This is a genomic window from Kitasatospora sp. NPDC127067 (assembly GCF_042724755.1).
In the GTDB taxonomy this organism is placed as follows: Bacteria; Actinomycetota; Actinomycetes; order Streptomycetales; family Streptomycetaceae; genus Kitasatospora; species Kitasatospora lactacystinica.
The window spans coordinates 1-20,407 of the sequence record NZ_JBHXEM010000014.1 but is presented as its reverse complement, the minus strand read 5'-3'; the positions used below and the strand labels follow the sequence as shown (position 1 = coordinate 20,407).

18 protein-coding genes and 2 pseudogenes are annotated in these 20,407 nt (G+C 70.5%); 7 read left to right on the top strand and 13 right to left on the bottom strand.

Going from position 1 to position 20,407, the window contains the following annotated elements; translation table 11 throughout:
- Window positions 1-2: 2 nt before the first annotated feature.
- Complete coding sequence (locus ACFWJ4_RS08440) at window positions 3-251, bottom strand: hypothetical protein (RefSeq protein ID WP_380540761.1); 249 nt, start codon at window positions 249-251, stop codon at window positions 3-5.
- A 446-nt stretch (window positions 252-697) separates the two neighbouring features.
- Window positions 698-1,984 carry a hypothetical protein gene (locus tag ACFWJ4_RS08435; RefSeq protein WP_380540758.1) on the bottom strand — a complete coding sequence of 429 codons (1,287 nt, stop codon included), beginning with the start codon at window positions 1,982-1,984 and terminating at the stop codon, window positions 698-700.
- A 218-nt stretch (window positions 1,985-2,202) separates the two neighbouring features.
- Here ACFWJ4_RS08435 and ACFWJ4_RS08430 point away from each other — a divergent pair, with 218 nt between their 5' ends.
- Window positions 2,203-3,327 carry a hypothetical protein gene (locus ACFWJ4_RS08430; RefSeq protein WP_380540755.1) on the top strand — a complete coding sequence of 375 codons (1,125 nt, stop codon included), beginning with the start codon at window positions 2,203-2,205 and terminating at the stop codon, window positions 3,325-3,327.
- Window positions 3,328-3,344: 17 nt separating this feature from the next.
- Here ACFWJ4_RS08430 and ACFWJ4_RS08425 read toward each other — a convergent pair whose 3' ends face one another.
- From ACFWJ4_RS08425 to ACFWJ4_RS08410, 4 genes are all read right to left on the bottom strand, one after another.
- Window positions 3,345-5,042, bottom strand: a complete 1,698-nt coding sequence (locus ACFWJ4_RS08425; RefSeq protein ID WP_380540753.1) for an ABC transporter family substrate-binding protein — start codon at window positions 5,040-5,042, stop codon at window positions 3,345-3,347.
- Between the two features lie 75 nt (window positions 5,043-5,117).
- Entirely contained in the window at window positions 5,118-7,313 is a 2,196-nt protein-coding gene (locus tag ACFWJ4_RS08420) for a dipeptide ABC transporter ATP-binding protein (protein ID WP_380540750.1), read from the bottom strand.
- A complete protein-coding gene (locus tag ACFWJ4_RS08415) occupies window positions 7,310-8,326 on the bottom strand; it encodes an ABC transporter permease (RefSeq protein WP_380540747.1) in 1,017 nt (338 codons plus the stop codon). The genes ACFWJ4_RS08420 and ACFWJ4_RS08415 overlap by 4 nt, the downstream gene beginning before the upstream one ends.
- Before the next feature lies 1 nt (window position 8,327).
- Window positions 8,328-9,311: an ABC transporter permease gene (locus ACFWJ4_RS08410; RefSeq protein ID WP_380540744.1), complete on the bottom strand. Its 984-nt coding sequence runs from the start codon at window positions 9,309-9,311 to the stop codon at window positions 8,328-8,330.
- Between the two features lie 362 nt (window positions 9,312-9,673).
- On the opposite strand from ACFWJ4_RS08410, the pseudogene ACFWJ4_RS08405 reads away from it, so the two are divergent.
- Window positions 9,674-9,887, top strand: a pseudogene (locus ACFWJ4_RS08405) (IS30 family transposase); the annotation flags it as partial.
- A gap of 160 nt (window positions 9,888-10,047) precedes the next feature.
- On the opposite strand, the gene dacB reads toward ACFWJ4_RS08405, so the two are convergent.
- From dacB to ACFWJ4_RS08385, 4 genes are all read right to left on the bottom strand, one after another.
- Window positions 10,048-11,694: a D-alanyl-D-alanine carboxypeptidase/D-alanyl-D-alanine-endopeptidase gene (gene dacB / locus ACFWJ4_RS08400; RefSeq protein ID WP_380540741.1), complete on the bottom strand. Its 1,647-nt coding sequence runs from the start codon at window positions 11,692-11,694 to the stop codon at window positions 10,048-10,050.
- 64 nt (window positions 11,695-11,758) lie between these two features.
- Entirely contained in the window at window positions 11,759-12,526 is a 768-nt protein-coding gene (locus tag ACFWJ4_RS08395; RefSeq protein ID WP_380540738.1) for a DUF4097 family beta strand repeat-containing protein, read from the bottom strand.
- Window positions 12,527-12,578: 52 nt separating this feature from the next.
- A complete protein-coding gene (locus tag ACFWJ4_RS08390) occupies window positions 12,579-13,919 on the bottom strand; it encodes an ABC transporter permease (RefSeq protein WP_359904688.1) in 1,341 nt (446 codons plus the stop codon).
- A complete protein-coding gene (locus ACFWJ4_RS08385) occupies window positions 13,916-14,641 on the bottom strand; it encodes an ABC transporter ATP-binding protein (RefSeq protein WP_380540736.1) in 726 nt (241 codons plus the stop codon). The genes ACFWJ4_RS08390 and ACFWJ4_RS08385 overlap by 4 nt, the downstream gene beginning before the upstream one ends.
- Before the next feature lie 321 nt (window positions 14,642-14,962).
- On the opposite strand from ACFWJ4_RS08385, the gene ACFWJ4_RS08380 reads away from it, so the two are divergent.
- The 3 genes and pseudogenes from ACFWJ4_RS08380 (at window position 14,963) to ACFWJ4_RS08370 (ending at window position 17,962) form a co-directional block, all read left to right on the top strand.
- Window positions 14,963-15,973, top strand: a complete 1,011-nt coding sequence (locus tag ACFWJ4_RS08380) for a sensor histidine kinase (protein ID WP_380540733.1) — start codon at window positions 14,963-14,965, stop codon at window positions 15,971-15,973.
- Window positions 15,974-16,006: 33 nt separating this feature from the next.
- Window positions 16,007-16,675, top strand: coding sequence for a response regulator (locus ACFWJ4_RS08375; RefSeq protein ID WP_380352068.1), 669 nt, complete (start codon window positions 16,007-16,009; stop codon window positions 16,673-16,675).
- A 166-nt stretch (window positions 16,676-16,841) separates the two neighbouring features.
- A pseudogene (locus tag ACFWJ4_RS08370) lies at window positions 16,842-17,962 on the top strand (IS630 family transposase).
- Window positions 17,963-17,998: 36 nt separating this feature from the next.
- Here the strand turns inward: ACFWJ4_RS08370 and ACFWJ4_RS08365 are convergent.
- Window positions 17,999-18,277: a hypothetical protein gene (locus ACFWJ4_RS08365; protein ID WP_380540730.1), complete on the bottom strand. Its 279-nt coding sequence runs from the start codon at window positions 18,275-18,277 to the stop codon at window positions 17,999-18,001.
- Window positions 18,278-18,624: 347 nt separating this feature from the next.
- On the opposite strand from ACFWJ4_RS08365, the gene ACFWJ4_RS08360 reads away from it, so the two are divergent.
- Window positions 18,625-19,074, top strand: a complete 450-nt coding sequence (locus tag ACFWJ4_RS08360) for a hypothetical protein (protein ID WP_380540727.1) — start codon at window positions 18,625-18,627, stop codon at window positions 19,072-19,074.
- On the opposite strand, the gene ACFWJ4_RS08355 is transcribed toward ACFWJ4_RS08360, so the two are convergent.
- Both ACFWJ4_RS08355 and ACFWJ4_RS08350 read right to left on the bottom strand, forming a co-directional pair.
- Window positions 19,042-19,440 (bottom strand): hypothetical protein, encoded by a 399-nt coding sequence (locus tag ACFWJ4_RS08355; protein ID WP_380540724.1) that lies wholly within the window; start codon window positions 19,438-19,440, stop codon window positions 19,042-19,044. The genes ACFWJ4_RS08360 and ACFWJ4_RS08355 overlap by 33 nt on opposite strands.
- On the bottom strand, window positions 19,437-19,778 hold the full coding sequence (locus ACFWJ4_RS08350; protein ID WP_380540722.1) for a hypothetical protein: 342 nt from the start codon (window positions 19,776-19,778) through the stop codon (window positions 19,437-19,439). Before ACFWJ4_RS08350 ends, ACFWJ4_RS08355 begins: the two co-directional genes overlap by 4 nt.
- Window positions 19,779-20,021: 243 nt before the next feature.
- Here ACFWJ4_RS08350 and ACFWJ4_RS08345 point away from each other — a divergent pair, with 243 nt between their 5' ends.
- Entirely contained in the window at window positions 20,022-20,351 is a 330-nt protein-coding gene (locus tag ACFWJ4_RS08345; RefSeq protein WP_380540719.1) for a hypothetical protein, read from the top strand.
- Window positions 20,352-20,407 lie beyond the last annotated feature (56 nt).

Genomic DNA, 20,407 nt, shown 5'->3' with positions numbered 1-20,407 from the left:
GGTCAGGGCCCGTGGCGACCCCTCCAGTGCGAGGTCGCGCGAGGCTCGGCGTCCGTCCGGTGGGGGAGGTCGGCCTGCTGCGGCGGCCCGTCGCCGTCGTCCACCGACGGGCCCGCGGGCCGTCGCCGCGGTACGGCCAGCGCGAGGAGCGACAGCCAGCCGACCACGAGGAGCCCGTCCAGGTACAGGGCGGGCACGAGCGGCGTCCGCCCGTCGACGTGCACGGCCACCACCGCACCGGCTCCGAGCACGGCGGCAACCCCAACGACCAGACAGCGTACGGCCCTTCGCATCCCGCCTCCCATGTCGACCGGTCCTGCGGCAGCGCACCCGGCTGCTCGGGAGGAACAGTGAACGGCAGCCCGGGGCCTGCTGTGACGACGTATTCAGGACAGATTGGAGTAGACCAATAGTGATCACACGAACCATGTCGGGCGCATCACGCACGAGACCGGTGAACCCGGCCGGGGCGACGTTCCGGAGTCCGGGGGCAACGGCGCGCCGCCGACGGCCCGGGGCCCGTCGGCGGCGTCACTCGCGGTGGGTTCGCTACCCGGTCCATTTCTCGCTACCGGTGGCCGTGGCCGCCGGGCTGGTGCGCAGTGCCGGGCCGTGACGGCCGGCCGGGGCCGCGGGAACGGGGGTGCCCCGGGGTCCCGGTGATCGCTGCCCGTTTCCGGGAAGGGACGTCCGGAGTTCAGAGGGTCCGGCGTCGCCGGTTGTCCTGCTCGCGCTTGCGTTTGGCTTGTTTGGGGGTCAGCAGACCGGCCTGGACCTTCCGCCTGAGCTCGGCGTTGCGAGTCGCGCGGTCGACGTCGTCCTTGACGTCGGAGTCCGCGCGTTGTTTCGGCAGGACTGCGGTCTGCCACGTTCCGTCCGCGAGCGCGGCCATCACCTGGCGTCGCAGCTCGGACCAGCGCTGATGGTTGTTCCGCCAGGTCGGGTCGAGGGTGCGGCTGCCGAACTCCTCACCGTACGGGTCGAGGGAACGGCGGACGAAGGCGTACTCGCCCGGGTGCCGGCGGGCGAGTTCGGCCTGGACCTCGGGCTCGATGCCGGCCCACGGCTCCTTGCGCTTGAGGTCCCATCGGGCCACTTCCTTGGACAGCCTCCGGACGGTGCGCTCGTACTCGGCCAGGCGCTGGAGCACGGCGACGAAGAACCGTCGGTTGTTCAGGGTCCGCATGGCCTCGGCGTGCCCCAGCACATACAGATCGATCTTGAGGTCGCCCAACGTGCGTGCGGAGACGGCGTGGGCCCGGGGCGTGCACTCCTCCAGCAGTTCCAGCAGGGCCTGGTGCCAGCGGCGCAGCAGAAGGGGGTGCCGCAGCAGGGTGTTGCGGGCATCCTGCTGGTTGATGTCACGGGCCACCGCGCTGCGGAAGGGCTCCCACGGCGCCTTGATCAGCATGGAGACCGCGGTGGTGAGCGGGGCGTCGATCGCTCCACTCGCGGCGGCCATCTCGATTGCGTGCAGGCCGTCCCTGGCGTCCGGCGGTTTGGGAACGTGCGCGGCGATTCCGGCCTTTCCGCAGAGGGCCTCCCTGATCAGGTCGCCTTCCTCGGTGAAGTGCCGGCGCAGCCACCGCTGGGCGACGTGGACGGCGTCGAGGTGGTCACGGACATCCTCGCGGGAGCGGTGAACCTCCAGCCTGTAGTCGTTGGCCAGACCGCGTGCTTCGGCCAGGGCCCGGCGGACCCATCGCAGCCGGTTCTCGTTCGCCTCGACCCGAGGGTCCCGCTGGTACGAGAGCCGCTCCACGGCGATCTGGAGCTCACCCTCGGCGAACAACAGCGCGTCCACCCAGTCCAGGTGCATCTCCAGCGACCGCAGCCACGCTCTGGTGCTGCGCCGGACGGGAGGGCGCGTGGCGTCGGCGATCGCCGTCCGCACGAGCACCTCGAAGTCCGACTCTGCGGCCTCGGCGACGACACCGGTCGGTAGACGTCCGCAGTCCGCGACGGACAGGCCCCTCGATTCCACACGGCCACCCTTCTGCACCACGCCACCGTCTGCGGCTCTTCGTCAGGAACTCTAGAACACGCCTATGACACCCAGTCACCGAATTGTGACACTGTGGCGCGAAGCATTGCCTGCTCGGTGCCGCCGGCGGCGAGAGGTCCTGATGGCAGGCTTCCTGGGTGCGGCCCGGACGTTGCGCTGCGGCGGGGGCCAGGGCCCGGGCCGATTAGGCTGAGTCGGTGACTCTTCAGCCGCCTCGTCCTCTCACGGCCGCAGCCGCGCAGGCCCTCCACCGCCTGCACGGTGCCGACATCTCCGTCGGCATGGGCGAGCGGGAGCTGGACGCCGTGGAGGCGCGGTTCGGCTTTCGGTTCGCGGCCGACCACCGGGTCTTCCTGGGGGCGGGGCTTCCGCTGGGGGAGGGCTGGCCCGACTGGCGCGACGGCGATCCGGCCGTGCTGCGGGAGCGCCTCGACCGGCCGGTCGAGGGCACGCTCTTCGACGTCCGTCACAACGGCTTCTGGCATCCGGTGTGGGGCGAGCGGCCGCAGGAGGCCGAGGCCGCGGTGAGGATCGCGCGGTCCTTCCTGGCCGATGTCCCCCAGCTCGTCCCGGTCTTCGGCCACCGCTACCTGCCGGGGATTCCCGGGCAGGTCGGACACCCGGTCCTGTCGGTCCACCAGACCGACATCATCCTGTACGGGGCCGACCTCACCGACTACCTCCGCCACGAGTTCGCAGGCCTGCCCGGGCAGTTGGACTTCGCCCGCGCCACTGTCCCTTTCTGGTCCCACGTCCTCGCGGAGAACAACGGCACCCCGCGTCCGGCCCTCTGCACGACGCCGTACGACCCCTGTGCCCGCACCTCGCGGGAGGCGCTCGCCGATCTGCGGATGCTGGCTCTCGAACGCGTCCTGGGACGCCGCGTCAGCGCGGATCAGCTGATCCGGGCCGGCCTGGTGGCGCTCGTTCTGGATGTCGACACACCCTCGCTGCGGTTGCTCGCCGGGCTCGGGCGTTCCGAGGAGCCGGAGGCGGCCCAGCTTTTCGACCAGGTGATGGACGAGCTCGATCTGCTGGCGGACGCCCCAACGGAGGAACGCGAGATCCGCTGGGAGCTCGCCCGTTGGTGGCTCACCCTGATCGTGAAGGGCAGCATGCACCCGGCCATCGGCGCCGACCTCCTGGGCCACGAGGTGTGGTCACCGCTCGGCCATCCCGACACGCTGCAGCCGATCGTCAGCGAGGGCATCCAGTACGAGGATTGGAGCCCCGCCGTCGCCGAATCAAAGGAGGCCATCGCCGCGAGGATCGTCGCCGAGGCCGCACGACTGCTCGCCGGCCCCTGGCCACCAGCCCTCTGACGTCTGTTCCGCCGGTGCTACTTCTGCCAGCCGATGGTCTCGGGCAGCGGGCTGTAGAAGATGGTGGCACCGACGTTGGCGAGGCCCTTGCGGATGCCGTAGGTGGAGGGGCCGCTGTAGAGCGGCAGGAAGGCGTACTGCTGGAGGGCCTTCTGCTCGACCTTGTTGGCGGCGGCGATCTGCTGGCCGAGGTCGGCGATCTCTCCGGTGGCGCGGATCTCCTTGTCCAGCTCGGGGGTGCCGGAGCCGGTGATGTTGGAGTCACGGTCCGAGCAGTAGAAGTCGCACAGGTACCGCGCGCCGAAGGGGTCCGTCGAGCGGTTGCCGGAGATGAACAGGTCGAAGCGGCGGTCGCTGAGCACCTTGGAGAAGTCGTTCTCGGAGACCTTGTTGACGTCCACCTTCACGCCGACGGCCTTGAGCATCGCGGTGAACGCTCCGGCGGTGGCCTTCTCGATGGGGCCGTCGCCGAGCAGGGTGTAGCCGAGTTCGAGCTGCTTGCCGTCCTTGGCGCGGATGCCGTCGGCCCCGGGCTTCCAGCCGGCCGCGTCCAGGGTCTTCCGGGCCTCCTCCGGGTCGTACTTCAGCACGGTGGCGACGTTGTCCTGGTAGCCCTGCTGGAAGCTGTAGAGCACTGCCGAGCCGGGCAGCGGTTCGGTGTAGTCGAGGCCCTGGAAGCGGATCTTCGCTATCTGCGTGCGGTCGATGCTCTCCTGCACCGCCTTGCGGACCTGGACGTCGCCGAGGAGCGGGGACTTGGTGTTGAGGTACAGCGCGTACTCGAAGGGGCTGCCGCCGCTGCGGATCCCGGCGTCCTTGACCGTCTTCACCTGCTTGAGGTTCTCGGCAGTTCCGACGGGGGCGTAGTCGATTTCGCCGTTCTTGAAGGCGTTGATCGAGGCGGCGCTCTCCAGGTTGACGTAGACGCGCTTGTCGAGCTTGCCCGTCCGGCCCCACCAGGTGGGGTTGCGCACGAAGGTGATGTTGCCGGAGTGCTCGTCCCAGGTGCCCACGGTGTACGGTCCGGTGCCCCATTCGGGGTGGGCCGTCTTGACGTACGCCTTGTTGAAGTTGTCGACGGTGGCGGCCTGGGGGTGCAGGAAGGTGGTGAACAGCGCGGACCAGGAGGCGTTGACGCCCTTGAAGGCGATGACCGCCTGCTTGTCGTCCGTGCCCCGGGTGACGGAGGTGATGCGGTCGTAGCCGTCGGTGGAGGAGGCCGCGTAGTCCTTGTCCGAGCCGTTGTTGGCCTTCCAGGTGGCCTCGATGGCCCGCCAGTCGATCGGGGTGCCGTCGTTGAACACGGCCTTGGGGTTGAGGGTGATGACGACCTTCTGGTCGCCGCCCTCGACGGTGACCTTCACGTCGCTGTAGTAGTCCGGGTTGTACTGGACCTCGCCGGTGGGCGAGTAGGTGATGGCGTCGGCGTTGTACCAGGACCAGATCCGCAGCGCGTTCAGGGTGCCGTTGACGTTGAAGGGGTTGCCCTGTTCGTCGAAGGTTCCCGCGGTGGTGTAGGTGCCGCCGTCCTTGATGTTCTCGTACGGCTGGGGGTTGTAGTCGGTGACCGAGGACGCGACCTGGGCGGTGTTCTTGGCGTCCTGCCCGGGGGAGCCGTTGGAGGAGCCGCCGGAGGAGGACGAGGAGGAGCAGGCGGTGGCGGCGACCGAGACGGCCGCGGCGAGCGCGAGGGGCAGGGCGAGCTTGCGACGCATGGGATGTCCTTGGTGGGAATCGGTGAGAAGGGGAAGGGGCGGGACGGGGTGGGGCGGGACGGGGCAGCGCGGGTGTTAGACCGCGTGGCAGGCGTACTGGTGGTCGGAGCCGTCCGGGGTGCCGACGGTCGCCGGCCGTTCGGTGCGGCAGCGCGTCCGTACGCTCTCGTCGGCCTCCCGGTGGAGCGGGCAGCGGTCGACGAACACGCAGCCCTGCGGCAGCCGGGCGGCGCTGGGCTGCTCGCCCGCGAGGACGATGCGCTCGCGGTGGCGCTCGCGCTCCGGGTCGGGGACCGGGATCGCCGACAGCAGGGCCTTCGTGTACGGGTGCCGGGGCCGGGCGAAGATCTCCTCGGTGGCGCCGGACTCGACGACGTGTCCGAGGTACATCACCGCGATGCGGTCGGAGAAGTAGCGCACCACGGCCAGGTCGTGCGCCACCACCAGGTAGGCCAGGCCCAGTTCGCGCTTCAGCCGGGCGAGCAGGTTGATGATCTCGGCCTGTACGGAGACGTCCAGGGCGGACAGCGGCTCGTCCAGGACCAGCAGCCTCGGCTCGCGGGCCAGGGCGCGGGCGATGCCGACGCGCTGGCGCTGGCCGCCGGACAGGGCGGCGGGGAAGCGGTCGCCCATGGCGCGGTCCAGACCCACCAGGTCGAGGAGCCGGGTGACCCTGGAGCGGATGGCCGTCCGGTCGGCGCCGGCGGCCTGGAGCGGTTCGGCCAGCAGGTCGAAGACGGTCAGCCGGGGGTCCAGGGCGTCCGTCGGATCCTGGAGGACGATCTGGACCTCGCGCCGCAGCTCGCGCACCTGGGCGGCCGACCGCAGCGTGGCGACGTCGGTGCCGGCCACTTCGATGCGCCCGCCCTCGGGGGCGCGCAGCCGCAGCACCTCGCGCAGCGTGGTGGTCTTGCCGCTGCCGGACTCCCCGACCAGGCCCAGGGTTTCGCCCGCGCGCAGTTCGAAGCCGACGTGGTTGACCGCGTGCAGGGTCCCCACCCGGCGCTTGAGCAGGGCCCCCTTGGTGACGGGGAAGGTCTTGACCAGGTCCTCGACGCGCAGGACCACGTCGCCGGCGGTCCGCTCCCCGGACGCGGCCGGTGGCACGGGGGCGGCCGCCCCGACCGGGTCGAGGTTTCCGTCGGCGATCTCCTGCGCGCGGTGGCAGGCGGCGCGCCCGGGCTGCCCGGCCGGCGCGGTCAGGTCCGGTGCGGTCGAGTCCGGCGTGGTCAGGACCGGCATGGTCGAGTCCGGCGCGGTCAGGACCGGTTCGGTGGTCCGGCACACGTCCAGGGCCACCGTGCAGCGGGGCGCGAAGGGGCAGCCGCCGGGCAGGCCGACCAGGGACGGCGGCTCTCCGCCGACCGGGACCAGGGGCCGTTGGACACCGCCGTCCACGGTCGGGACGCTGGCCAGCAGGCGGGCGGTGTAGGGCATCGTCGGGCGGCGGAAGAGCTCGTCGACGCTCGCGTGCTCGACGATCCGTCCGGCGTACATGACGGCGACGTCGTCGGCGTGGCCGGCCACCACGCCCAGGTCGTGGGTGATCAGGACGAGACCGGCACCGGTCTCGCGCTGGGCCAGGCGCAGCACGTCGAGGATCTGGGCCTGGACCGTGACGTCGAGCGCCGTGGTGGGCTCGTCGGCGACGAGCACCGAGGGCTTGTTGGCGATGGCCAGCGCGATGACGACGCGTTGGCGCATGCCGCCGGAGAACTCGTGCGGGAACGCCTTGGCGCGTTCGCGCGGGTCGGGGATGCCGACCAGGTCGAGCAGTTCCACCGCCTGCTCCCAGGCGTCCTTCCTGGACAGCTCCCGGTGCACGCGCAGGGCCTCGGAGAGCAGCCGGCCGACGCTGAAGATGGGCGTGAGCGCGGACATCGGGTCCTGGAAGACCATGCCGATGTCCTTGCCGCGCACCCGGGAGAGCTCCTTGTCGTCCATGGCCGCCAGGTCGCGGCCGCCCAGCAGGATCCGGCCGCCGAGCCGCGCGGCGGGCGGCAGCAGGCCCATGACGGCGAGGGCGGTGGCGGACTTGCCGGAGCCGGACTCGCCGACGATGCCCAGAGTGCGCCCGGGCAGGAGGTCGAAGTGGACGCCGCGCACGGCCTCCACCGGTCCGGCCTCGGAGGGGAAGGAGACGCGCAGGTCGCGTACGGACAGGACGGGTGCGGGCCCGGCGGGGTCGGTGAGGCTGGTGAGGCCAGTGGGTTCGGTGAGGCCGGTGGGTCCGGCCGTGGGCCCGGTGCGGCGGGTGGGTGCGAGGGTCATCGTCGGCCTCCGGCCGCGCCGGTGGTGGACGTGGGGTCGAGGGCGTCGCGCAGGCCGTCGCCGACGAAGGTCATCGAGACGGTGAGCAGTACGGTCAGCCCGGCGGGGAAGGCGAAGAGCCAGGGGGCGCTGGTGATGGTGCCCGCGCCGTCGGCGAGCATCGTGCCCAGCGACACGTCGGGGGTCTGGACGCCGAAGCCGAGGAAGGACAGCGCGGTCTCGCTGAGCACGGTGGAGACCACGCCCAGGGTGAGGTTGACGATGAGCAGGGAGCCCAGGTTGGGGATGATGTGGCGCACCACGATGCGCAGGGGGCGCACGCCCATGAACTCCGCGGCGCGCACGTAGTCGCGTTCGCGCAGGGACGTCGACACCGACCAGACCACGCGGGCGGTGGACATCCAGCCGAACACCGTCAGGACGAGGACGAGGACCCGCCAGTCGCCCGCCAGCCGGTGCGAGACCAGGGCGAGGATCAGGAAGGAGGGCACGATCAGCAGGAAGTGGATGAGGGCGAGGGTGGCCTTCTCCACCCGGCCCCCGAAGTAGGCGGCGCCCGCGCCGACGACCGCGGCGATGGCGACGGTCAGCAGGGAGACGGTCACGGCGATCACCAGCGAGCGCTGGAGGCCGTGCACGGCGGCGGCGTAGACGTCGTTGCCGCCCTGGTTGGTGCCGAACCAGTGCTCGGCGCCGGGGGACTGGGTCAGGGCCGAGAAGTCGGTGTCCGCGTAGCCGTACGGGGTGAACAGGTCGCCGAGTGCGCTGAACAGCACGAGCAGCAGGAAGATCACCACGCCGGCGACGGCGGTCCGGTTGCGCAGGAAGCGCCGCAGGTAGAGGCGGCGCCGGCCCAGATAGCGACCGTCGTGCCGATCGTGCCGATCGTGCCGGTCCCGCCCGTCGTGCACGCCTCGCCCGTCCTGCTCGGTGAGCAGCGGACCGGTGGCCGGCCCGGGTGCGGTGGCCGGGACGCCTTCGGCGGTCGCGTCGGGACTCACAGGGGTGCCCATCTCAGCTCACCCGCACTCTCGGGTCGAGAAGAACGGTGGCGATGTCCGCGAGGATCGCGCCGACCGCGGTCAGGGCGGCGGCGAAGGCGGCGGTCGCCACGGTGCCGTGCACGTCGTTCTTGCTGATGGTCTGGATGAAGTACTGGCCCATGCCGTTCCAGCCGAAGATCGTCTCCGTGAGGACCGCGCCGGTGAAGACGGCCGGGATGCTGAAGGCCACGGACTGGGCGGTGGGGATCAGAGCGGTGCGCAGGGCGTGCCGGCGGATCGCCTGGGCGCGGGTGAGCCCGGTGGCCCGGGCGGTGCGCACGAAGTCGGAGCCGATGACGTCCAGCAGCAGGGAGCGCTGGGTGAGGTGGTAGCCCACGTACCCCGTCAGGGTGAGCGTCAGCGTCGGCAGGATCAGGTGCAGCAGCCGGTCGCCGATCGTCGCCCAGAACCCCTCCACGTCGGGCGAGTTCTCCCCCGCGACGTACAGGAAGTGCCAACCCGCCTGTTCGTTCAGCCGGATGGTCAGCAGCACCAGGGCGAGGGCGGCGATGGACACCGGGACGTTGAAGAGCGCCATGGACAGGGCCTGGGCGGCCCGGTCCCGCCAGCCGTACTGGCGCGAGGCGGTGTGGACCGCGAGTGCGACACCGACGACGACGGACAGGACCGTCGCGCCGATCACCAGTTCGGCGCTGACCAGGGAGCGGTAGCCGATCTCCCCGTTCACCCGGACCCCGACGGGGGAGCGGCCCCAGTCGAAGCGCAGGACCACCCCGGTCAGCCAGTCCCACCAGCGGTGGAGCAGCGGCTCGTGCGGGTCGAGGTTGTAGGGGGCCAGTGCCCGGGAGATCTGCTCCTCGGTGCGGACCGGGCGCAGCTCCTTGAAGTTCGAGCGCGGGTCGAGGAACCAACTGGCCAGGAAATACGTGGCGTTGGTGGCCACGGCGATCACCAGGAACCAGCCCGCCGCCCTGCGTGTCACGTACCGGAGCACGGACGGCACCTCCCTACCGGATGCGGCGGGTGCGGCTGGGGAGCGCCGGGTCTGGGGGAACTGGGCATGCGGATGGAACTTCCTCGATCCAAGGGTTGGCTGCACGACCGTGCAGAAGCCAGTCTGTGTGCGAGCGACAGGTGGCACCAGGGATCAGGGCATGTGGACACGAAGACGAAACGCCCCCGCAGCGCGCGGAGGTGTTCGCGTCACAATTCGTTGAATTCGCAGGTGGGAGAGGCCACAGTGGCTGCCGGGTCCCGGAGGCGTGCGCGGCCCCGGGGGCCGGCACCTGACGCGCCGGAGGCACCACCATGCCCGCCACCCCGACCGAGATCCACCGCGGCCGGCGTCCCGGTCTATTCCGCCACCAGGCCAGCCCACGGCAACGAGGCCCCAACGAGAACACCGACGGCCCGCTCCGCCAGTACTTTCCCAAAGGTACCGACCTGTCCCGGCACACCCGCGAGCAGCCGGACGAGGTCGCCGCCGAACTCAACAGCCGCCCCACGCAAGACGCTCGGCCGGGAGACCCCGGCCGAGCGCCTGGCTGCACTGCGCGGCCTGACCAGCTGACCACGTGTTGCGGCGATCCCTCGGATTCGCCTGCGACAGCGGACCGTCATGCGCGGTCGAGGCCCACATCCGATCCTGATTCGAGCCGCGTGGCATGGAAGCGGCCGGCCTTCAGTGTCCGTCTCCGGCTGCTGAATCGATCACCTGCTCGGGCTGCCCGTCACGCCTTGGGCGACTTGTAGATGGTGGCGGCCATCGCTCCCAGTTGCTTGTTGGCCTTGAGCGCGAGGTCGATGGCATCGCTCACGGAGTCACTGGGCACCGGAATGTTGTTCACGTAGATCGCGAAGGCGTAGCGGTGGCCGTCCTTCGCATCGATATAGCCTGCGAGTGCCTTCGTGCCGAGAGCCAGCTTGCCCTGGTAGGAACTGACCAGGGTGCCGGTCTTCGCACGGATGTGTCCTGCGGCGGGATCGGTGTGCTCGATGACGTCGGCAAGCGAGCCGTCGACGCCCATGCTCGGCATGGAGTCGTAGAAGACGTCGAAGTCGTCCTGTCGTGCCAGGTGCCGCAGCAGCGCCACCTGGGCGGTCGGCGTCGCCTTGTCGCCTGGGAGGCCCTGGGCATCGACGAGGCTCACCGAATTCGGATCCACACCTGCGCGAGCGAGGAACTCCTTCTCGATCTTCATGCCGTCCGCATAGGTTCGTTGCCCCTCGTGTGCTGCCATCAGCGGCGGCAGAAGGTTCGCCCCGAGGTTGTGGCTGACCTTGTTGATCAGCTTTGCGTACTCCTTGAAGGGCGGAGAAGTGCAGGTCGCCGATACGGGCAGCGAGCTCACCTCCGCCGACGGAGGAAGCTTGCTGTCGGGGTTCGCTCCCAGCGAGGGGGCGGATACGCTGACGCCGTTTCTGGCGAGTGCCTCGATGAGGACGGTGCGGGCGAACGCCGCCGGGTCGGGAACCTGGTAGGTCGTCACGAAGGGAGCCTTCACGTCCGCGGGCACGGAGCCTCGCACCCGAATGTGACCAGGACTCACGCTTTCGGTCGTCACCGTCGGCTTGCTTCCGGCGGGCGTGGTCGTCACCTGCGCGTCGACGCCGAAGGCGGCCGTCTTCGGGCGCCAGTCGACCTTGGCCGGCTCGCCGGGTGCGCCCGGCGTGATGAGCACGTCGATCAGGTTGTCGTTGACGATGGTCGGAGTGACCGGCACCCCGCCGATCGACACCGGATCCCAGAGTCGGTTGTCGATCACCACGTCGCCGTCGACATGGCGGACTCCACTGGCCGCAACCTGTCGAGCCAGCTCGTTGACACCCGCCAGCGGATCCTCTTCGGTGATGGTCGCCATGCCGGGTACGGCGTTGGCGTCGTAGTGGTCGAAGTCGGGGACGTCCAGTCCGCCTGACGCGGTGGTCCGCCCACCGAGTGCCAGATCGCCGCTCCCGACCAGGATGAGATCGCCCGAGAGCCGCCCGTCCGCGGAGACCGTACCCGAATGCACCACGGGCGTACGGAAGCGATGGTCGTCGCCCAGGACATCGATCGCGGCACTGACCGCGAAGGTCTTGGCCGTCGAACCGGTCATGAACTGGGAATCGGCGCCCTTGGACTGGACGACCTTCCCCGTCCGCAGATCGGCGACCTGCAGGCCCCACTGGCCCGACGACCACGGCGCGGCACTCATGAGCTTCTGCAGGTCGGCGCTTACCCGTGCAGCACCCGGTGCCGGAGAGGCCGAGTTGTCCGTGGAGTTGTGGGAGCACGCCGTCATCGCCACGGCAGCCGTCATCGAAGCGGCGAGCGCCAGGGCTGCACGCCGTCGTACCCGAGGTGCCCTGATTCCGGAGAGGGAGTTGCTTGACATTCGTTCTTTCCTGTTCGACTTTCGCGCTCGATCGAACGCTTCCGGCCCGGCTGCTGCGCGGCGGCTAGGACTTCCGGCCCGTGCCGATGGCGATGCTGCCGTTGCGGGTCCGGACGGCCACGGAATGGCCGCTCGCGTCGTCCTTCGCGACGTTCACGGTGACGTCGCCCTTCTTCGCGGCCGTGCGGACCGCGTACTTCGATTCCGGCAGGCCCAGCACGACGTCGCCGTCCCTGCTCTGCACGTCGACCAGGTCGGGCACGACGGCCAGGCCCAGGTCGACGTGGCCGTTCCGCGACGTGACGCTGACGGACCGGGCGGAGATCCCGTCGCCCTCGATGCTTCCGTCGCCGCCTTCCAGGGCCAGCTTGGCTCCGTGGAGATCCGACAACCGGACGTCGCCGCCGGCGGTCCTGGCCGAGAAGTCCGCGGTGAAGCCGGTGGCCTCGATGCGCCCCTTGCCGCTCTCGGCGGTGACTGCGACGGCGCGCGGCACCTTCACGGTGTACTTCGCGCTGCAGTCCACCGAGATCCCCGTGCAGTCCAGCGAGAGTGTGAGCGTCCCCCCTTCGAGCTGCCAGCCGGACCCCACCTCCCCGCCGACCTTCCTGCCGCTGACCCGTCGTTCCACCTGAACGCCCTCGACGTCGGCGGCCACCAGCGCGAGGTCGGCGGCACCGGACCTGACGGTCAGGCTGCCACCGGCGAAGTCGAAGGACTTCGATTCCACGGTCGCGTCGGCCGATGGGCCGTCCGTGGTGCAGGCCGTGGCGGCGAGGCCGAGGAGTGCGGCTCCGCCGAAGGCGAGAAGCGTGCGCGTGGTCAGTTCCATCGAATTCTTCCTTCGTCAACGAACATGGTGGTGTGGATTCCCGAACCCCGGTTCACGAGCGCAGCGCCCGGACCGCGACCGTGCGCGACACCCGGGCCGCCTGCAGGACCAGCGCGAGGCAGGTGGTGACCAGCGTCCCGGCGGCGAGCGCCCCGAGCGTGGCCCAGGGGAGGCCCGCCAGGACCCGGACGACGTCGATCCGGGCTCCCAGGGCGATGGTGAGACTCGACACGGCGACGAACAGCGCGCCGAAGACGATCGCCGTCCCCGCGTAGATCGCCCCCTCGTAGACCATCGACCGGGTGACCACGCCCGGCCGCGCACCGGCCACCGTCACGACGGCGGAGTCACGGGTGCGCTCCCGTCCGACGAGGGCGATCACGGCGAGGCCCCCGACCCAGGACACGACGAAGACCCAGCCCAGCACGACCAGGATGTTGTCCAGCCCGGCGCTGCCTCCGGGCATGACCTTCCCCATCACCATGAAGAGGCCGACGAACGACAGGGAGAGCGCGAAGGGCAGCACCGTGGTGACGCTCCTCGTCGCGCGGGCCCGGCACGACTGCACGGCAAGGTGCCAGGCGACGCCGCGCGAGGGCACCAGCGCCGTCCAGAGCTTCATCAGCGGGGTGAGCACCCACGGCCCCATCAGCAGCAGCAGGCAGACGAGGAAGAGGTTCCCGGCGAACGCGAAGGCCGTCCGCTGGGCGAGCCCGCCCTTGAGTTCGAGGCCCAGGCCGGGGACCCACATCCCGACCACACCGGCGAGCAGGCACAGGGCGAGGCCACCGCGGGCCACGCCCGGCCGGGCCGGGGGATCGGAGAAGTCCCGGAAGGCGCGCATCTCCGGCGTCCTGGCGGCCCGCCGGGTGACGCCCCAGCCCCCGAGCAGGCACGGAACCAGTCCGAACAGCACGCTCACGCCGACGTACCAGAAGCGGAACCCGACCGAGGCCCCGTGCAGTTCGAGACCCGTCCCCTTCCACTGCGCGAGGGTGACACCCGCGACCAGCAGGGCGAGCGGTGCGGCCAGCGCGCCGGCCACCGCGCCCAGCACCACCAGCTCCGTCCGCAGGATGATCCTGACCCGGTGGCGCGGAATCCCGAGGATCACCCACAGGGCGTGCTCGCGCCGCTGGGTCGTCAGCGTCAGACCGACCGCGGAGGCGACGATGCCCACGGCGGCGAGCACGGTGAAGAAGACGATGTTGCCGCCGAGGGCGATCGATGCGGAGACCATCCGCGCGTCACCCGCCGCCCGCGCCGCCGAGACGGCGGTGAACATCGCGATGGCCGAGCCCGCCGAGCACGCCGCGCCGACCGTGGCGCACAGGAGCGTCCACCACCACATCGACGCCTGCAGGCGGATGTCCGACAGCACGAGCCGGATCACGACTCCTCCCCGCCCGCCTCGTCCGCCGACTGCGCCGCGAGGACGGCGTCGCCCACCGCGCGGGAGTCGCCACCGGGGATGACGGCGTGTACCCGCCCGGACCCCATCACCACGACCTGATCGGCCCGCGCGGCCGCATGAGGGTCGTGGGTGACCATGAGCACCGTGCTCCCCTGCGCGGGAAGCGCCTGCAGCCAGTCGAGCACCACATGACCCGACTTGATGTCGAGCGCACCCGTCGGCTCGTCGGCGAAGACGATCCGCGGCTGGTTCGCCACCACCCGGGCCACCGCGACGCGCTGGCGCTCGCCACCGGAGAGGCGGTCGGGGCGTCGCCGCGCGTGCTTGGCGATGCCGAGCCGCGCCATGGCGTCCTCGACCCGCGCCCTGGGCACCCGGCGGCCGGCGAGCCGCGCCGGCAGGGCGATGTTGTCCTCGACCGTCAGCGAGCTGACGAGGTTGTACTCCTGGAAGACGAAGCCGATGTTCTCGCTGCGGAACGCGGCCTGCCTGCGGGGGCTGAGTGAGCGGACGTCCGTCCCGAAGATCTCGACGGACCCCGCGGTCGCCCGCTCCAGCCCGGCCGTGCAGAGCAGGAGCGTCGACTTGCCCGAACCGGAGGGGCCGACGACGGCGGTCAGCCGGCCTTCGGGAATCTCCAGGTCGATGTCGTGCAGGACGCGCGTCGTCTCGCCCCGGCGGCCGGGAACGGGGAATTCCATCCGAAGGCCGCGCAAACGAATGCACGGCACGGGAGCGGTAGTGGAGAATGGCATGAATCAAGGAAAGCAAGGCCGGGCAGTGGAGTGCACGGGTGCCTGCACTGCTATTGGAGGTAGACTTGGATCTACCGCCCGACCGATCCGAACTGTGCGAAAATGTTGATCATGGCGCAGATTCGTGTTGCCCGGAGGCTGCTGACCGAATTCGTCGCAGCGGCCGCCTTTCCGATTCTCCTGATTTCCGTTCTCGCTGCGCCGGTCTCGGTTCCGGTGGTGGCCGAACTGGACCGCTCCAGGGCGCAGTGGTGCGGAGTCCGGACGATGCCGCTGCGACCCGTCGACCGCAGCTGGCCGCAGTGGGTGGCCGGTCGGCTGCGGGCACGGTCGGTGTGGAAGACCGACCTCCCCGTGTTCGTCACCGCCGCGCTCCTGTCCGCGCTCTCGCTGTTGGTGGGCTTCTTCGGATTCGTCGGCGCACTGGCGCTGGTTTTCTCCCCCGTCTTCTGGGGTTTCGGCATTGCCGCGAAAGTCGGCCCGTTCACCCCGGCCGCCCTCTGGGAAACCCTCGTGGCAGTGCCCGCGGGAATCGCCCTCGGTGCGGTCACCGTGGGCGCGCTGGCCGGCATCTCCCTGCTCCGCGACCTGCTCCTGCGGGCCTTCTCGGGGAGCCGGAACCCCGACCTGCTCGCGAAACTGGAGGAACTCCGCGCCAGCCGGGCCTCACTGACGGCGGCCTTCGAGAACGAGCGCCGGCGCATCGAGCGTGACCTGCACGACGGCGCCCAGCAGGAACTCGTCGCCCTCGTCATGCGCCTGGGAATCCTGGAAGCCGCAGCGACGGCCACCGACCAGGAACGGATCGTCCAGCTGGCCCGCCAGGCCCAGTCCCAGGCGGAGCGCGCGCTCGAACGGCTGAGGGAGACGGTGCGCGACATCCACCCCAGCGAACTGAGCGATCTCGGTCTCGTCGCCGCCGTCCGCGAACTGGTGGCCAGATCACCGTTGCAGGTCGAACTGACCAGCACCGGTACGGACGCCTGGCTCTCCTCACCGATCGCCACGGCCGTGTACTTCACGGTCTCCGAGGCCCTGACGAACATCGCCAAGCACGCGGGCGTCGGGAGCGCCCGGATCGAGATGCGGTGCACCGAGAGCGGCGTCCGCGTCCGGGTGGGCGACGACGGCGCCGGCGGCGCGCGGATCAGCACCGGATCCGGGCTCTCCGGGCTGCGTGAGCGGATGCGAAGCGTCGGTGGGAACCTCGAAATCATCAGCCCGCCGGGCGGCGGAACGGAGGTCGTGGCATCCGCCCCGGCCCAACCCCCGTGGTGACGGAATTCGACAGGGAAAAGCGATGGGAAATAGATTGTGAGAATCATCCTGGCGGACGACAGTCTGCTGATACGCGCCGGAATCCGGGAGATCCTGGTTTCCAGTGCCCACGACGTGATCCGTGAATGCGAGGACGCCGACGAACTGGTCGCCGCCGTCGACGACCTCACCGCCGCCGGAGCCGCCCCTGACCTGGTGATCACGGATGTCCGCATGCCGCCCGGGAACACCGACGACGGACTCCGGGCCGCGATCGACATTCGGTCGCGGCACCGGGACTTGCCGGTACTGGTCCTCTCCGCCTACGTCACGGGCCCGTACGTGCGCGAACTCCTGAACGGCCCGGGCGCCGACGGGGCCGTCGGCTACCTGCTCAAGGAGAAGGTGGGCAGAGTGGCGGACTTCCTGCGGGCCGTCGAGACGGTCTCCGGCGGCGGAGTGGTGATCGACCCCGAGGTGGTCCGCCACGTCACCCGCGCCGACCCGCCGCGGGGCCCGCTCGCCCGGCTCACGGCCCGCGAACAGGAGGTGCTCGCTCTCATGGCCGAAGGCCGCTCCAACGCGGAGATCGCGACAGAGCTGTTCCTCTCGGGCGCCGCCGTGGCCAAACACGTGGGGAACGTCTTCCTGAAACTCGGCATGCCCTCCGGCGAGGACAACCGCCGGGTGAAGGCCATCCTGACCTGGTTCGAATACAACTAGCCGCGCCGCCAGGACCAGGACAGCGGAGCGGGCCCCCGCCCGGTGATGCTCTGCGGGGAAGCGCAACGTGCCTCCGGCCACGGGGCGCGCCCCACCGTCCGGTGATTCCCGGCGGTGGGGCCGGAACCGGTTGGATGAGACGGACATCCAACGGGTTGGGGGCGTGGTGGCGGAGCCGGTCAAGGTCAGGAGGCTGACCGACCAGGAGGGCCAGCAGTTACAACGGATCGTGCGCCGGGGCAGCACCAACACGGTGCGCTACCGACGGGCGATGATGCTGCTGGCCTCGGCCGGCGGGAACCGGGTGCCGGTGATCGCCCAGCTGGTGCAGGCCGACGAGGACACGGTGCGGGACGTGATTCACCGGTTCAACGAGATCGGCCTGGCCTGCCTGGACCCTCGGTGGGCGGGAGGCCGTCCCCGCCTGCTCAGTCCTGACGACGAGGACTTCGTCGTCCAGACGGCCACCACCCGCCCGACCAGGCTCGGGCAGCCCTTCACCCGCTGGTCCATCCGCAAACTGCTCGCCTACCTGCGCGAGGTCCACGGCCGGGTGGCCCGGATCGGCCGCGAGGTCCTGCGCTGCCTGCTCGCCCGACGCGGCGTCACCTTCCAGCGCACCAGGACCTGGAAGGAGTCCACCGACCCCGACTACGACGCCAAACTGGACCGGATCGAGCACGTCCAGGACCGCTTCCCGAACCGCACCTTCGCCTTCGACGAGTTCGGCCCGCTCGGCATCCGCCCCACCGCCGGCAACTGCTGGGCCGAGCGAGGCCGGGCGAACCGGCTGCCGGCAACCTACAAGCGCACCCACGGCGTGACGTACTTCCACGGCTGCTACTCGGTCGGCGACGACACCCTCTGGGGCATCAACCGCCGCCGCAAGGGCACCGCGAACACCCTCGCCGCACTCCGTTCGATCCGCGGCCGCCCGCTCGGACGGCGCCCCGGTCCACGTGATCCTCGACAATCTCTCCGCCCACAACGGCAAGAAGGTCCTGCGCTGGGCAAAGGACAACAACGTCCACCTGTTCCTCACCCCGACCAACGCGTCCTGGGCGAACCCGATCGAGGCGCATTTCGGACCGCTGCGGCAGTTCACGCTCGCCAACTCGAACCATCCGAACCACACGGTCCAGACCCGCGCTCTGCACGCTTACCCGCGCTGGCGCAACGCGAACGCCCGCCACCCCGACGTCCTGGCCGCCCAGCGCAAGGAACGCGCGCATCCGCAGCGAAAAGGGCCTTCGCCGGGGAGGAAGGACGCTCACCGAAGCGGCGTGAGCGGGCCCGCCTCTGCAGGCCCGCTCACCCGAAGACCTAGACCGGCACGCGGACGAAACCCTCGGTCCAGTGGTCCTCATCGATGTCGTACTCTCCTATCTGGAAGCAGTCCGGCTCGTCGGCGAAGCCCGGTAGAAGACGCGCGCGGCGCATCCGCTCTTCGGCCACGGCCTCGGAGGAGTAGATGCCGAGCAGCTTGACGTCGTCGCCGTCCTGCCCGTCGATGAACACATCCCCGTCGTCGAGGTGAATCGTCTCGTCGTTGGGCCCGGCTTCGTTCTGGTGGCTGATGTGCCAGAGGGGATAGACCTTCACGGGCGCAGGCTACCCCCGGCCCAACCGGCGAACGTTCTCGGTCAGAGCACTACCGTGCCGCCAGGACCAGGACAGCGGAGCGGGTCCCCGCCCGGTGATGCTCTGCGGGGAAGCGCAACGTGCCTCCGGCCACGGGGCGCGCCCACCGTCCGGTGATTCCCGGCGCTGTCCACGCCCCCGAGGCGGAGCAGGACCGGGCCCCTTGCCCCGTCCCCCGTCGGCGAGTGTCAGTGGCGGCGGGCAGAGTGGTGATCATGTTCAAGGGATGGTGGCACGTCCGGCCGGACGAGGAGCGTCAGCGGTGGACGCTGGAGCCGTTCGCGGCCGTGTGACCGCTGCGCTTCGGCATGAGCGCGGACGAGGTGACGGACGCCCTGCCCGGGGTCACCACGGACACCGAGCACCGTACGTGGGCCGGCGGGCGGAACAACAACACCTGGAGGGTTGCGGAGGGCCGGTACCGGGAGTTCGGCCTGCACCTCTACTACCAGGACGGGCGGCTGTCCGGCATCGCAATTGACGCCCTGTGCGGACCGCAGATCACCGCGGACGACACCGCCCTGGTGGGCCGGGCGCCTTCCGCGTTGGAGCAGTGGATGCGGGAACGCGCCGGGACCCGCCCCGACGAGCTCTCCTGCATGAGCGCGGGCGTGCCCTGCTCGACCTCCCTGGGCATGGTGATCAACGTTCAACGGGAAGGCGACCGCCTCCTCACCCGACCGGTGTTCTTCCTCACCGAGGCACTCGACGACCTCTCCCACCGGCTACCGGGCAGAGCCTGGGAGATCCACGACTGAGCGAGCCCGGACGATGGCCCGGTCCTCGCCGCACAACTCGGCCCAGCACCCGTCCGCCCACATCGCATGGGAGGTTCGCCGCCCGGCTTCCTCCAAGCGGGCGGACGCGTCGGGCTGCGCCGCACGCACCGCGACGTGGTAGACGGTCTCGGCCGGGACGGCGCCCCGGGAAGCGTGCACCGGAGCGTCCAGGAGCAGTGCCAGTTCCCCGACCGTCGTTTGTGCCGATCGCGCCGGGTCGGGCACCCACGGCGCCCGGGCGGCGACCATGTGCGGGTCCTCGTGCTCGTCCCGCTTTCCGGGGCTGTACAGGTAGAACAGCAGTCCGGCGGTGTCGGTCCCGCCCTTCGCTCTCTTGGGGATCACCAGCGCGACGCCCGCTCCCGCATCAGCTGCAGCGTCGCGCGATCGACTCGCTGGACGGCTTCCTCGACGAGACGCGTGCCGGGCTCGGCACCGCAGGTGCTGATCGACCCCACCGACTCGCCGATGCGCACCAGCTCCCCGCGCGACCTGATGAGCTCCACCAGGACTTCTCGGGCGTCCGCGGACACCGGCACGAGCTGGTCCTTGGCCACCGCCAGTGCCTTACGGGCCACCCATGCGGACACCGCCGTGCCGTCGCGTTTCGCGGCCTCCTGCACGATCGTCAGCTCGGCGTCGTTGTACGCGAGATTCACGCGGTTCGACCGCGGCGACTGCATCTGCCGCTCCCGTCGCCGTGTACCCTCCGTGGCACTCACCGTCGATCCTCCTCGGTTCCGCCGGGCGTTCGGGCGGACGGGGCGAAGGTGTCCCCGGCCGCGAATCCCCACTGGGCCACCGTGCTTTGGTTTCGAATTATCCGCTGGTGGATACGCCGGATCGGCAGTAGGAAATCACCGACACGGGGGATTCTCGTGAGTGGGTCCGAACCCTCTGGGAGCGGTGGCTCTACGATCCGCGGCATGACGAGGGAAGACGAGTTTCTGAGGCGAATGCGGGAGATCCAGGACGATCGGGAGAAGGCCATCGTGCCGCTCGCGGCCATCATGGCGGAGCGGAAGGCCCTCAAGGATCAGCTGGCCGAAACCGAGGTTCCGTACGGGAGGGCGTATGCGGCCGCAGAGACGGCAGGGTGGAGCTCGGAGGAACTTGCGAGGCTGGGCGCGGAGACGCCGGCGCGCCGCCCCAAGGGGCGACCGAGGAAGCACGTCCTGACTACCAAAACCACCGTCCCAGGCCCCTCGTCCGGCGACGAGGAGAGCCTTGACGACGTCGGCGTACGAGCCGGCTGAGTGTCGACTACGGGCATGCACCGTGTCCCGCTGGTCGGCGGGACACGGTGCATGCC